This window comes from Hamadaea flava, from assembly GCF_024172085.1.
GTDB classification, from domain to species: domain Bacteria; phylum Actinomycetota; class Actinomycetes; order Mycobacteriales; family Micromonosporaceae; genus Hamadaea; species Hamadaea flava.
In genome coordinates this window covers 425,315-438,016 of record NZ_JAMZDZ010000001.1, presented here as the reverse complement: position 1 = coordinate 438,016, position 12,702 = coordinate 425,315, and the positions used below count along the sequence as shown (strand labels likewise).

Below are 12,702 nucleotides of genomic sequence, written 5' to 3'. Positions count from 1 at the left end.
CCCCGGCTACGCGGGCGACGCCCGCCGCAGCTCGCGGTTTGCGATCTCCGGAGCGCTGGATACCTTTCCGCTCGGCGATGGGGTACCTGGCGCTCCGGAGATCACCGGCTGCTCGCGCCGCCGCCGCGAGCCCCGCCGCCACGAACGGCGGCTGAGGACGAGCGCGACGACGATCAGCGGGAGCACCAGGGCGTCGGCGACGACCTCGGCGGCGGCGGCGAAGCCGTCGAGCGGACGGCCGCCGTCCAGCACCACGAACGCGCCGGGCAGGCCACAGCCGACCCGGATGAGCGCGAACACCAGCGCGCCGACGGCGAGCCCACGCCACCGGAGCATCGCGGCGGTCCCGAGCAGCACAGCAGCCAGCGCCGCGGGAACGACCACCGAGGCCACCACATCGCCGGAGTCCTCGACAGCGTCCGACCGGTACATCGTCACCCCGGTCACGACCTGCACCGCGCAGACGAGGGCCGCCAGGCTGAGCAGCAGGCGGGTCACCGGGCGCGCAAGCTGCGTAGGCGGCGATGCAAGGTCAACCGCCGCCGCGGCCGAACCGGGCCGGGGACGAGGGTCGCCGCCCAGCTCAGCGCCTCGTCGACCATGGCGCGGGTGAGGCCCTCGGCGGGATCGGCCGCGATCAGCAGCGTCGGCTCGGCCCGCTGATCGGCCCACGCGTACGCCTCCGGGGTCAGCATGTCGTCGATCCACACCGCCGGCCGCCCCTCGGCGTACGCGGCGATCGCCGGAACCTTGTCCTCCGGGCGGAACGGCGCCGGCGGAAACTGGATCACCGGCAACTGTGCCAGCCCGAGGAACGGCGCGAGCAGCCGGTTCGCGGTGACGCCCCAGCCGGTCGCCCAGATCAGCTCGTACGCCTCACCGAGGTCGGCCAGCCACGATCCGTGGCCCTCACAGAGGCGTACCGGCTCCTCGGCGGGGAAGAAGGCGTACTCGCCGAATCCGGCGGGGCACCAGAGCGCGGCGTAGGGATTGAGGACGCCGTCGACGTCGAGCAGCAGCATCGGACGGGGCACGGCCTTCGATGCTACACGCCCTGTCACCCCCACGACGCGGTGTGGAGGGGGTTGGCGAGCGTGCCCACCAGCTGCAGTGCGCCCGACGGGTCTTCGAGGTCGACCATCTGCTGGTTGTTGCGCAGCTGCAGCCGGTTCAGGCACGACAGGTCGAAGCGTTCGGCGAACATGTCGTACTTGGCGTACCGCTCGGCCAGGGCCGGGTTGGCGGCCTGGTAGTCGCGGACGCAGTCCGCCACGAGCTGCCAGAACTCCGCCTCGGGCAGCACCGGCTCCAGGCGCGGGGCGAGGAAGCGGAAGAAGCAGTCGAGGACGTCGGTGAACAGCGACAGCAGCTTCAGCTCGTCGGGCACGCTCACCCGGATCCGCTCGGCCGCCGCGGGCAACGGCAGGTCCGGGTCCATCACCGCGATCTCCTCGGCGATGTCCTTGAAGATCGTGCGGACCGGCGCGTCGTGCTCGTCCAGCACCAGGATCACATTCTCCCCGTGCGGCATGAAGACCAGCTCGTACGCGTAGAAGCAGTGCACCAGCGGGGTCAGGTACGCCGTCAGGTACCGCCGGAGCCACTCCGCCGCGGGCAGGCCCGACCGCGTGATCCACTGGACGGCGAGGTCTTCGTGGAGCAGGGCGGCCATCGTCGTGACGCGTTCGCCCGGAGCGAGGACGGGGCTCTCCCGCCACAACGCCGCCAGCATCTTGCGGTAGGGCGAGCCCTTCGGCGCGGCGTGGGCGTACTGGGGGTGGCGGTAGCCGATCGCCGCCCGTTCGCGCAGGATCGTCAGGCCGGTCTTGGCGAGCACCGGGTCGTCGGCGATCAGCCCGGCGAGCCATTCGTTGATCGCCGGGGTGGCCTGCATGTACTCGGCGGACAGCCCGCGCAGGAAGCCCATGTTGAGCACCGACAGCGCGGTCTTGACGTAGTGCCGTTCCGGGGCGCTGACGTTGTAGAAGGTCCGCACCGACTGCTGCGCCTGGTGCAGGTCGTCGCCGTCGCCGAGGTGGACGATCCGGCCCTGCGCGACCTCGCCGGCGAAGGTGACGGCGATCCGGTTGCGCCACTGCCACGGGTGCACCGGCATCAGGTGGTAGTCGCCGGGTTCATCGAGGGACGCGGTCAGTCGCTCCAGAGTGGACGCATCGAGTTCGCCGCTGATCAGGGTGTCGTAGCCGACGTCGGAACACGACGTGAAGGTCGAGACCGACCGGTGTACGGCGATCCAGGTCAGCCGGATCGGGTGCGCCGCCTCCGGGGCGTACTCGTGGAAGTCGCTGATGCTGTAGCCCAGGCGGCCGTTGTTGGCGACGAAGCAGGGGTGGCCCTCGGTCATGCCGGTCTCGATCGCCTGGAAGCCCGCGCTGCTGAGGTCGGCCGGCGGTCGATCGAACTTGTACGCGAGCCCGGCGAGCGTGCTGGTGATCTCCTCCAGATAGACGGGCAGGACGGCCGGGGAGAGCCCGAGCGTGTCGCGCAGGTCCAGGATGAGGTCGACGGCGTCCACCGGGAGCTGTGCGCCCTCGCGGACCCGGGTCACCGAGTCCGGATCGATCTGCCAGTGGTCGAGCGCGAACAGCCGCGCGGTGAACCGGTACTCGGTGTCGTTCGCCCGCACCGTGAACCGGTCGCTGAACCGGTCGGTGGATTCGTCGCCGTGGGGGATCGGCGTGAGCAGCCGCTCGTGGGCGAACTCGGCGAGCGCCTTGGCCGCCAGGTGCCGGTTGGCCTTGGCCCACAGCTCGGGCCGGAGGTGCTTGGTCGGCGGCCCAGCGGACGACTCGGCGGACGACGCAGCGGACAACACAGTGGACACCTCAGTGGACACCTCAGTGGACATGACGACTCCTTCGCTGGGCGTGCTCGAACGCCGAGCGGGCGCAGAAGCTCAGCAGGGCTTCCTTGTGCGGCAGGCGGACCTTTCCGGCCACCTCGAAGCCGGCGTACGCGTTGAGCGCGTGCACGGCGGTGTTGCGCGCGTCGGGTTCGACGACGACCCGGTGGGTGAGCGGATCGGCGAAGAGCAGGTCGAGCACGGCGAGGATGACAGCGCGGGTGAAACCTGGGATCGGCGTTTCCGCCGGGGCGACGAGGAAGTGCATTCCCACGTCGCCGGGTTGGACGGCGTACACCCCGGACAGTTCGTGGCGGGGGTCGTAGCGTTCCATCAGGAACACCGGCTGCCCGTCCCGGGAGCCGATCAGCGCGTCGTGGCCGGGCCGGGCGGCGATCGCGGCGTACTCTGCCGCGACTTCGCCCAGTGACGCCTGCTGCATCATCCAGAACGCGGCCTTGGGGTGGGTGACCCAGCCGTGGAGCAGCCCGGCGTCGGCCACCGCGTCGACGTAACGGATCTCGAAGGCGCTGTCGACGCTCACGCGGGCGCTCCGAACTCCTGGAAGGCGATGGCCTTCTCGACCGGGTACGCCTCCCGCCCGAGCATGTCCCGCAGGATGCACGAGTTCCGGTACGCCCCCATGCCGAGATCCGGAGCGACGAAGCCGTGCGTGTGCAGTTCGCCGTTCTGGACGTACACCGCGCCGGATTGTCCATTGTCGACTCGATAGGTGCGGCCGACCGCCAGCCGTCCTACCGCATCGTGGGCGAGCAGGTCCTCGATCGGGCCGAGGAACTCCGGCGTCGGCTGCCGGTAGCCGGTGGCGAGCACCAGCGCCTGCGTACGCTGCTCGAAGTCGACGCCCTGTTCCTCGTGCCGCAGATCCAGGGTGTAAGCGTCCTGGCTAGCGTCATAGGACGCTCTACGCAATGCGGTGTTCGTCATCAGGCGCGTACGCGCGCCGCGACCGGACGGAGCTGCCTGCTGCTGGTAGAGCTGATCGAAGATGGCGTTGATCAGGTCGGCGTTGATGCCCTTGTAGAGCTGTTTCTGCGCTACGTTCAGCGAGTCGCGTACGCCCATCGGCAGCGCGTGGAAGTAGTCGGCGTACTCGGGGGAGGTCATCTCCAGCGTGAGCTTGGTGTACTCCAGCGGGAAGAACCGGGGCGAGCGGGTGATCCAGGTCAGGTCGTAGTCGCGGCCGCCCTCGCCGCGGCTGGTGAGCAGGTCGTGGTAGATCTCGGCCGCGCTCTGCCCGCTGCCGACGACGGTGATGCTCTCCTTGGCGCGTACCGCGTCCCGTTGTCCCAGGTACGCCGAGCTGTGCACGACACCAGGTACGCCGGTCACCGCGGGCGGCAGGTGCGGGACGGTGCCGATGCCCAGCACGAGCCGCCGTCCCCGGAACGTGTCGCCGGTCGCGGTCCGCACGGTGTAGACACCGCTGTCGGCAGACACCGACCGCACGTGCTGCCCGAAGCGGATCGAGCGCAGTCGGTGGGCGGCCCACCGGCAGTAGTCGGCGTATTCGCGGCGCAGCGGGAAGAAGCTCTCGCGGATGTAGAACGAGTACAGCCGCCCGCTCTGCTTGAGGTAGTTCAGGAACGAGTACGGCGAGGTCGGGTCGGCCAGGCTGACCAGGTCGGCGAGGAACGGCGTCTGGAGGGTGCTGCCCGGCAGGAGCATGCCCGGGTGCCAGTCGAAGTCCGGCTTGCTCTCCAGGAAGACGCCGTCGAGGTCGAGCGGTTCGGCGAGGCAGGCCAGGCCCAGATTGAACGGGCCGAGGCCGACGGCGACGAAGTCGTGAATCCGGGAGTCGCTTATTCGGGAGTCGTCCGGCTCAGGCTGCGACAAGGCTGCTCCCGACGGAGGTGTTGGCGTAGGTCTCGGCGTGGTGGGCGAGGAGGTCGAGGACCGTGCCGATGTCGTCGACGGTGGTGCGCGGGTTGAGCAGGGTGAGCTTCAGGTAGTGGCGGCCGTCGACGACGGTGCCGGCGACCATCGCCTCGCCCGACTCGGCGATCGCCTTGCGGGCGTACAGGTTCGCGGCGTCCGCCTCTTCGGCGTCCATATCGGACGATGGGAGGTAGCGGAACACGAGGGTGCTCAGCTGGGGGCGGACGAGGACCTCGAACCGCGGATCGCCGTCGAGCAGTCGCCAGCCGGCGTCGGCCAGGTCGACGACGGCGTCGAAGAGCGAGCCGACCGCGTCCGGGCCCATGATGCGCAGGGTCAGCCACAGCTTGAGCGCGTCGAACCGACGGGTCGTCTGCGGGCTCTTGTCCACCTGGTTCGGGAGCTGTTCCTCGGCGGCCCGCTTCGGGTTGAGGTAGTCCGCATGGTAGGTCGCGTGCCGCAGGACGGCGCGGTCGCGTACGAGGATCGCGCTGCTGCTGACGGGCTGGAAGAAGGACTTGTGGTAGTCGACGGTGACGGAGTCGGCGCGTTCGATCCCGTCGAGAAGCCGCCGCCGGCGGGAGACGAGCAGTCCGCAGCCATAGGCGGCGTCCACGTGCAACCACACCCCGGTACGCCGGCACAGGTCGGCGAGTTGGGGGAGCGGGTCGACGCTGCCGAAGTCGGTGGTGCCCGCGGTGGCGACGACCGCCATCGGGACGAGCCCGGCTTCGCGGCACGCCGCGAGCGACCGGCGCAGCGCCTCGGGTGACATCCGCCGGTCGGCCGTCCCCGGTACGGAGATCACCGCGTCTTCGGCCAGCCCGAGGAGCTTGGCGGCCTTGGTGACGCTGAAGTGCGCGTACTCGGAGGCGAAGATGCGCAGATCGCCTGCTGAGCAGGCGAAGCGGTCCAGCGCCTCGTCGCGGGCGAGCATCAGGGCGTGCACGTTGGACTGTGTGCCGCCGCTGGTGAAGACGCCGTCGGCGAGCGGGCCGAGGCCGATGCGCCGGGTGGTCCAGTCGATCAGGCGGCGTTCGATGAGGGTGCCGCCGGCGCTCTGGTCCCAGGTGTCGAGGGAGGAGTTGATGGCCGACAGCACGGTCTCGCCGAGCAGCGCCGGCACGACGACCGGGCAGTTGAGGTGGGCGAGGTAGCGGGGGTGGTGGAAGTAGACGGCGTCGCGGAGGTAGACGCGGTCCAGTTCGTCGAGGGCGGCGGTGGTGTCGCCGAGTGGGTGGTCCAGGTCGATCGTGTCGATGTCGGCGGCGAGCCGGGCGGGGGAGATCCCGGTGAACGGCCGCCCGGCGGCGGTGATCCGCCGGGCGACTCGCTGCGCGCCGTCCGCGACCGCCAGCCGGTACCGGTCGGCTCCGGCGGCGTCGAGCAGGTGCGACAGGGCCTGCATGAGATCAGCTGACCTTCTTCGCCGAGGTCAGGGCGTTGGCGAGTTCTTCCAGGACGCCCGCGCTGCCGGCGTACGAGAAGCGGGGTTCGCTGTTCCAGCCGACGATCTGCCCGGCCTTGACGGCGGGCAGCTGGTTCCAGGTCGGCTTGCCGGTGAGGTCCTTGGGCTGCAAGGTGGAGCTGCGGTTGTCGAGCAGCAGCACGTCGGCGGCGTACTTGCCGGCGTTCTCCCAGCTCAGGCTCTCGAAGTAGCCGAGGTCGTCGAGCTTGTCCGGGACGATGATCTCGACGCCCAGCTCCTTGAAGTACATGATGTCGCTGTTCATGCCGGGGTTGGACGCGTAGAACAGGTCGGCCGCGGCCGAGCAGGCGAGCACCTTGAGGCCGCTGGACTTGCCCACCTCGCCCAGCTTCTTCGCCGCCGCCTCGAATCGGGTCTTCGCGTCGGTCACCTTCGCTGCGGTCAGATCCGCTCCGAGCGAGCCCGCCAGGTCGGCGTACCGCTCGATGATCTTGTTGAGCGGGGTGCGCGCGGCGTTGAGGCCGACCGAGGGCGCGAGCGGGAGGATCTTGTCCTTGCTCTCGTCCGGGACGTACCAGAGGGTGTCCTTCTCGTAGATGTTGGTGATCAGGACCTCGGGCCGCAGCGCGGCGTATTTCTCCACGTTGAACTCGCCCCAGACGTTGCCGAGGATCTCGGCCTTGTCGATGGGGAAGTCGCCGGCCTGGACGTCGGCCTTGCCGTCGGCGGTCTTGGTCGGGCCGAAGACGCCGACGATCTGGTCGCTGACGCCGAAGTCGTAGAGGGCGGCGGCGGAGCCGATGAAGGCGACGACCTTCTGCGGTCGGCTCGGAGCGGACGCCTTCGTGCCGCGGTCGTCGGTGAACGACCAGGCCCCGCCCGTGCTCGCCGTCGAGCTGGGCTTGTCGTCGGAGCCGCAGGCGCTGGTCAGGGCGGCCAGTCCGAGGGCTCCGGCGGCCGAAAGCAGGCCGCGGCGGCTGAAGGTGTGCGTCATCGTTCTACTCCTGCGATGGGGTTGAGCCCGCGACGGGGATCGCGGGGGGCCGGGCTTCCGCCTCAGCTGTGGTTAGGCTAGCCTTACCTGAGTCAGCGTTGTCAAGTGAAGCCCGCCCGCCGGGCGTGTCACATTTCCGGAGATATCCCCCGTGCTCTCCCGACCTCCCCGTCGGCCCGCCGTCCTGCTGGGGTCCGTGGCCCTGCTGGTCGTCACGGCCGCGCTCAGCCTCGCGGTGGGCGCCAAACCGATGTCGCTCGCCGAGGTCTGGTCCGGCCTCGTCGACCCGCAAGCCCCCGCCTACACAGTGGTACGCGAGATGCGCCTGCCGCGTACGCTGCTCGGTCTCGAAGTCGGCGCGGCGCTTGGCCTGGCCGGCGGCGTCATGCAGGCGCTGACCCGCAATCCGCTGGCCGATCCGGGCCTGCTCGGCATCAACGCCGGGGCCTCGGCCGCCGTGGTCACCGGGATCAGCGTGCTCGGGATCGGGTCGCTCAGCGGTTACGTATGGTTCGCGTTCCTCGGCGCGGCCGCGGTCTCGGTGCTCGTGTGGGCCGTCGGCGGTGGGCGTACGGCCACGCCGGGGCGCCTGGCGCTGGCCGGAGCCGCCGTCAACGCCGTGCTGTACGCGTACGTGTCGGCGGTGCAGTTGCTCGACACCGCGTCGCTGGACGCCATGCGTTTCTGGACGGTCGGCTCGCTGGCGGCGACCGGCGCATCGGCCACCCTGTTCATCGCACCGTTCATCGCCGTCGGGCTGATCGCGGTCGCCGTGCTGGCCCGGCCGCTGAACGCGCTGGCGCTCGGCGACGAATCCGCCCGCGCGCTGGGCGCCCGCCCGGCCGTCGTCCGAGCCGGCAGCATCGTCGCGATCACGTTGCTCTGTGGAGCGGCCACCGCCGCGTGCGGGCCGATCGTCTTCGTGGGCCTGCTGGTGCCGCACCTGGTCCGGCCGCTCACCGGACCCGACATGCGCTGGCTGCTGGTGGTCAGCGCGTTCGTCGCCCCGGTCGTGCTGCTCGGCGCGGACGTGCTCGGCCGCGTGCTCGCCCGGCCCGGTGAGGTGCAGGTGGGCATCGTCACCGCCGTCGCCGGTGGCGCCTTCTTCGTCTGGGCCGTACGCCGCACTCGGGCGGTGGCGGTATGACCGTCCTGCGTGCCGCGACCGTCTCCGTCAGACTCCGTCCCCGGTCCGTCGTGGCGGGACTCGCCGTCCTCGCCGTGGCCCTGGGCTGCGCACTGCTTCTGCTGAGCACCGGCGACTATCCGCTCAGCCCGGACGCCGCCCTCAAGGCGGTCCTCGGCTCCGGTACGCCCGCCGACGCGTACATCGTCCAGGAGTTGCGCGCCCCTCGCGTCGTGACGGCGTTGCTCGCCGGAGCCGCGCTGGCGTTGGCGGGCGCGATCTTCCAGGCGTTGACCCGCAACCCGCTCGGCAGCCCCGACGTGCTCGGCTTCACCCAGGGCTCGGCGGCCGGCGCGCTCGTGGCGATCGTGGTCACCGGCGGTGGCAGCCTCACCCTGGCGGCCGGAGCGCTCGTGGGTGGAATCGTCACCGGCGCCGCGATCTATCTGCTCGCCGTCCGGCACGGTTCGCACGGCAATCACCTGGTGCTCGTGGGCATCGGCGTGGCCGCGGTCCTGACCGGCGTCAACGGCTATCTGTTCACCCGGGCGGAGATCACCGACGCGTCGCGGGCGATGCTGTGGCTGACCGGCAGCCTCGACGGCCGGGGCTGGGAGGACGCACTGCCCCTGCTGGCGGTGCTGGCCGTCGTGGTCCCGATCGTCCTGTTCGGACTGTCCCGGCCGCTGTCGGCGTTGGCGCTCGGCGACGACCAGGCGCTGGCGCTCGGCGTACGCGTCACGCCGGTGCGGGTGTCGCTGCTGGCGGCGGCGGTCCTGCTCTGCTCGGCGGCGGCTGCCGCGGCGGGACCGGTGTCGTTCGTCGCGCTGACCGCGCCGCAGGTCGCCCGGCGGATCACCGGCGACCCCGGCCCCAACCTGCTGTCCTCGGTCCTGGTCGGGGCGGCCCTGATGACCGCGGCCGACCTCGCCGCCCAACGGCTGGTGCCGGGCCGCGATCTGCCGGTCGGGGTGCTCACCGGCATCCTCGGCGGGGCGTACCTGGTCTGGCTGCTCGCGGCACGCCGCCGCTCGTCTTTAGGAGGACGTTCATGACGCGGCTCGCCGCGACCGGCCTGAGGCTCGCGTACGAACGGCGCGTCGTCGCCGAGGATCTCGGCGTCGAGATACCGGACGGCTCGTTCACCGTCATCGTCGGCCCGAACGCCTGCGGCAAGTCCACCTTGCTCAAGGCGTTGGCCCGTACACTACGGCCCCAGGCGGGCAGCGTCCTGTTGGACGGCAAGGACATCCGAGGGCTGCCGGCCAAGGCGGTCGCGCGTACGCTCGGCCTGCTCCCGCAGACGTCCATCGCGCCCGACGGGATCACCGTCGCCGACCTCGTCGCCCGGGGCCGCTACCCACACCAGGGATTGCTGCGCCAATGGTCGGCGCACGACGAGGAGATCGTCCAGCAGTCGATGGTCGCCACCGGCGTGGCCGACCTCGCCACCGCGTTCGTCGACGAGCTGTCCGGCGGCCAGCGGCAGCGTGTCTGGATCGCCATGGCGCTCGCGCAGCAGACTCCGCTGCTGCTGCTCGACGAGCCGACGACCTTCCTGGACATCGCCCATCAGCTCGACGTGCTCGACCTGTGCGCGCGACTGCACGAGGAGCAGGGGCACACGCTCGTCGCGGTGCTGCACGACCTCAACCAGGCCGCCCGGTACGCCACGCACCTGATCGCGATGCGCGACGGCCGGATCGTGGCCGAGGGCAAGCCGTCTAAGATCGTCACCGCCGAGCTCATCGAGGAGGTCTTCGGGCTGCCGTGCCGGATCGTCGAGTGCCCCGAAACCGGGGCGCCGCTGGTGATCCCGGCCGCCCGCCGAGCCGTGCCGGTCTAGTCCGCCCTCCGCCTATGCTGGGCGGATGGATCTTTCCTTCCGGTTCGCCGCCGAGTCCGATGTGCCGAACCTCGTCGCCCTGGTGGAGTCGGCGTACCGGGGGGAGGCCAGCCGAGCGGGGTGGACGACCGAGGCGGACTTCCTCGACGGCCAGCGGACCGACGCCGAGGAGGTCGCCGGCCTCCTCGAGGACGCCGACAGCCGGGTGCTGGTCGCCGCCGACCCGGATCGGCCGGACGATCTGGTGGCCTGCTGCCACGTCGAGAATCGGGGCGACTACGCGTACTTCGGGATGTTCGCGGTCCGCCCGGGTCTCCAGGGCGGCGGCGTCGGCAAGGCCGTCATCGCCGAGGCGGAACGCGTCGCCGTCACGGCTTTCGGCGTACGCGAGATGCGCATGACCGTGATCTCCGTCCGCGACGAACTGATCGCCTGGTACGCCCGGCGCGGTTACACGCGGACGGGCAAGACGACGCCGTTTCCGTACGGCGACGAACGGTTCGGTCTGCCCAAGCGCGACGACTTGGAGTTCGAGCTGCTCATCAAGCCCTTGAGGTAACCGCAGTGTCCAGAGTGGATGATCGGACTTGTCGGATCTGATGCGGATTATCGGCAAAAGCTGTAGGTTATTCGCGTGGTACCGAACGTCGCAGCTTTGTGGTTTTTGCTGGTCCTCTTCGCCGTCTACGCCACCGGCTGGCTGATCGTCCCGGGGGTTCGGCGGTGGACGCGTGACGCCGCCCGGCTGCGTACGGCGACGGTCCTGCGGCGAGAGCGCCTGTCCACGCTGGCCGTCGAATCCACCCGGTACGCCGGAGAGGTGACCGTCGCGGCCGACCGCGCCGGCGCGCGGGAAACCCGGCTCCGTGAGCTGTGGCACACCGCCCAGGCGGAGCTGGAACAGGCCGGTCAGGCGTACGACGCGGCCGACGAACGCTGGCGCCGGCTGACCTTGGCCGCCGCCGTCGAAACCGAGACGGAGCAGGACGAAGACCTGTCCGGCCGGGTACGCCACCTGCGCCGGATCGTCACCGAGGCGGCCCTGCGCGGGCAGGTTTCCCCGCTGGCCCTCGGCGACGCGGTCGCCGGACGCGACGGCTGGGATCCGCGACGCCCGCTCGCCGACCAGGAGCGCCAGCTGAGCCGGGTGGTACGCCAAGCCAGCGAATCGGCGTACCGGTCGGTCACCTTGCGCGAACGCAACGCGTGGGAGGCGTATGTCGCCGCCGCCGACCAGGCTCGCAGCCTGCGCCGGGAGGCCAACGCCGCCGGCGAGCGGGCCCAGCACGCGCTGACCCTGCTCGCTCCGGCCCGGGTGCAGCCGCAGCCGCTCACCACGGCCGCCTGGAACTCCCCGACCCAGGTGCTGACCGTGGCCCGCCGCCAGCCCTGAGCGCTCGCCTGCCGACCCCCACTCCCGTACGCTGCCGATCAGTCCGTCAAGGGAGCGAGCGGGGAGTGGGAGGGGAGCGAGGGTGGCGAGCGAGTGGATGATCTACGGCGCGTACGGCTACACCGGTGAGCTGATCGCCCGGGAAGCCGTCGTACGCGGGCTGACCCCGATCCTGGCGGGCCGAGACGAGGCGCGGCTGATTCCGCTCGCGGCGGAGCTGGGTCTCGACGCGCGCGCGTTCCCGCTCTCCGACGCGGCCCGGCTCGACGAGGGCCTGCGCGACGTCGCGGTCGTGTTGCACTGTGCCGGCCCGTTCTCGCAGACCGCCGCGCCGATGCTCGCCGCGTGCCTGCGTACGGGGACGCACTATCTCGACATCACCGGCGAGATCGACGTCCTGGAGCGCGCGTACTCGCTGGACGAGAAGGCGCAGCGGGCCGGGATCGTGATCTGCCCGGCGGTCGGCTTCGACGTCGTGCCGACCGACTGTGTGGCCGCGACGCTGGCCGCCGCGCTGCCCGGCGCGACGCATCTGCGGCTCGGGTTCGATACGCGGTCGGCGTTGTCGCCCGGCACCGCGAAGACCACTGTGGAGGGTGCGGTCGGCGGCACACGCGTGCGCCGGAACGGCCGTCTCGCCCGGATCCCGATGGGCAGCCTGACCCGCACCGTCGACTTCGGAGTGGGGGAGAAGCTCGCGGTCGCCATCCCGTGGGGCGACGTCGCCAGCGCGTACCGCACGACCGGCATCCCCGACATCGAGGTCTATCTGCCCACCTCCCGCAGCCAGATCCGCGGCCTGCGGCTCACCGAGATCGCGCGGCCGGTCCTCAGACTCGGCGCGGTCCAGCGCGTGCTGCAGAACCGGGCGGGCAGCCGTCCCGGCCCGTCGCCCGAGACCCGCGCCAAGCGGCCGATGCACGTGTGGGGCGAGGTGACCGCGCCCGGCGAGCGCCGCGTCGCCCGGATCACCACCGCCAACGGCTACGACCTCACCGTCTCCGCGTCGCTGCCTGTGGTGGTCCGGCTCCTATCCGAGGGATACGCCGAAAGCGGCGCCCGGACACCGTCACAACTGATGGGGGCGGACTACGTCACCACGCTGCCCGGCTCCTCCGAGATGGTCCTCACCGAGTCCTGAGCGCATACTGA

13 protein-coding genes are annotated in these 12,702 nt (G+C 71.0%); 6 read left to right on the top strand and 7 right to left on the bottom strand.

The window, feature by feature from the left end:
* Positions 1–6 precede the first annotated feature (6 nt).
* The 7 genes from HDA40_RS02230 to HDA40_RS02200 are packed head-to-tail and all read right to left on the bottom strand — an operon-like array spanning position 7 to position 7,185.
* The gene (locus tag HDA40_RS02230) at positions 7–498 is read right to left on the bottom strand and encodes a hypothetical protein (protein ID WP_253750863.1); all 492 of its coding nucleotides are present in this window, start codon (positions 496–498) and stop codon (positions 7–9) included.
* Entirely contained in the window at positions 495–1,034 is a 540-nt protein-coding gene (locus HDA40_RS02225) for an HAD domain-containing protein (protein ID WP_253750860.1), read from the bottom strand. The genes HDA40_RS02230 and HDA40_RS02225 overlap by 4 nt, the downstream gene beginning before the upstream one ends.
* Positions 1,035–1,057: 23 nt before the next feature.
* Positions 1,058–2,869: an IucA/IucC family protein gene (locus HDA40_RS02220; RefSeq protein WP_253750857.1), complete on the bottom strand. Its 1,812-nt coding sequence runs from the start codon at positions 2,867–2,869 to the stop codon at positions 1,058–1,060.
* Entirely contained in the window at positions 2,859–3,407 is a 549-nt protein-coding gene (locus HDA40_RS02215; protein ID WP_253750854.1) for a GNAT family N-acetyltransferase, read from the bottom strand. Before HDA40_RS02215 ends, HDA40_RS02220 begins: the two co-directional genes overlap by 11 nt.
* The gene (locus tag HDA40_RS02210; protein ID WP_253750851.1) at positions 3,404–4,720 is read right to left on the bottom strand and encodes a lysine N(6)-hydroxylase/L-ornithine N(5)-oxygenase family protein; all 1,317 of its coding nucleotides are present in this window, start codon (positions 4,718–4,720) and stop codon (positions 3,404–3,406) included. The genes HDA40_RS02215 and HDA40_RS02210 overlap by 4 nt, the downstream gene beginning before the upstream one ends.
* Entirely contained in the window at positions 4,707–6,170 is a 1,464-nt protein-coding gene (locus HDA40_RS02205) for a pyridoxal phosphate-dependent decarboxylase family protein (protein ID WP_253750848.1), read from the bottom strand. Before HDA40_RS02205 ends, HDA40_RS02210 begins: the two co-directional genes overlap by 14 nt.
* A 4-nt stretch (positions 6,171–6,174) precedes the next feature.
* The gene (locus HDA40_RS02200; RefSeq protein WP_253750845.1) at positions 6,175–7,185 is read right to left on the bottom strand and encodes an ABC transporter substrate-binding protein; all 1,011 of its coding nucleotides are present in this window, start codon (positions 7,183–7,185) and stop codon (positions 6,175–6,177) included.
* 142 nt (positions 7,186–7,327) lie between these two features.
* On the opposite strand from HDA40_RS02200, the gene HDA40_RS02195 reads away from it, so the two are divergent.
* From HDA40_RS02195 to HDA40_RS02170, 6 genes are all read left to right on the top strand, one after another.
* Complete coding sequence (locus tag HDA40_RS02195) at positions 7,328–8,332, top strand: FecCD family ABC transporter permease (protein ID WP_372503142.1); 1,005 nt, start codon at positions 7,328–7,330, stop codon at positions 8,330–8,332.
* On the top strand, positions 8,329–9,366 hold the full coding sequence (locus tag HDA40_RS02190; protein WP_253750842.1) for a FecCD family ABC transporter permease: 1,038 nt from the start codon (positions 8,329–8,331) through the stop codon (positions 9,364–9,366). The genes HDA40_RS02195 and HDA40_RS02190 overlap by 4 nt, the downstream gene beginning before the upstream one ends.
* The gene (locus HDA40_RS02185) at positions 9,363–10,157 is read left to right on the top strand and encodes an ABC transporter ATP-binding protein (protein WP_253750839.1); all 795 of its coding nucleotides are present in this window, start codon (positions 9,363–9,365) and stop codon (positions 10,155–10,157) included. Before HDA40_RS02190 ends, HDA40_RS02185 begins: the two co-directional genes overlap by 4 nt.
* A 25-nt stretch (positions 10,158–10,182) precedes the next feature.
* Complete coding sequence (locus HDA40_RS02180) at positions 10,183–10,716, top strand: GNAT family N-acetyltransferase (protein WP_253750836.1); 534 nt, start codon at positions 10,183–10,185, stop codon at positions 10,714–10,716.
* Positions 10,717–10,791: 75 nt separating this feature from the next.
* Positions 10,792–11,550 carry a hypothetical protein gene (locus tag HDA40_RS02175; protein ID WP_253750833.1) on the top strand — a complete coding sequence of 253 codons (759 nt, stop codon included), beginning with the start codon at positions 10,792–10,794 and terminating at the stop codon, positions 11,548–11,550.
* A gap of 82 nt (positions 11,551–11,632) precedes the next feature.
* Positions 11,633–12,691, top strand: a complete 1,059-nt coding sequence (locus HDA40_RS02170) for a saccharopine dehydrogenase family protein (RefSeq protein ID WP_253750829.1) — start codon at positions 11,633–11,635, stop codon at positions 12,689–12,691.
* Positions 12,692–12,702 lie beyond the last annotated feature (11 nt).

Bases quoted from the DNA above. Each gene is read 5' to 3' on its own strand.
- HDA40_RS02220 (WP_253750857.1), bottom strand. From the start codon at position 2,869: ATGTCCACTGAGGTGTCCACTGAGGTGTCCACTGTGTTGTCCGCTGCG.
- HDA40_RS02205 (WP_253750848.1), bottom strand. From the start codon at position 6,170: ATGCAGGCCCTGTCGCACCTGCTCGACGCCGCCGGAGCCGACCGGTAC.
- HDA40_RS02200 (WP_253750845.1), bottom strand. From the start codon at position 7,185: ATGACGCACACCTTCAGCCGCCGCGGCCTGCTTTCGGCCGCCGGAGCC.
- HDA40_RS02190 (WP_253750842.1), top strand. From the start codon at position 8,329: ATGACCGTCCTGCGTGCCGCGACCGTCTCCGTCAGACTCCGTCCCCGG.
- HDA40_RS02185 (WP_253750839.1), top strand. From the start codon at position 9,363: ATGACGCGGCTCGCCGCGACCGGCCTGAGGCTCGCGTACGAACGGCGC.
- HDA40_RS02180 (WP_253750836.1), top strand. From the start codon at position 10,183: ATGGATCTTTCCTTCCGGTTCGCCGCCGAGTCCGATGTGCCGAACCTC.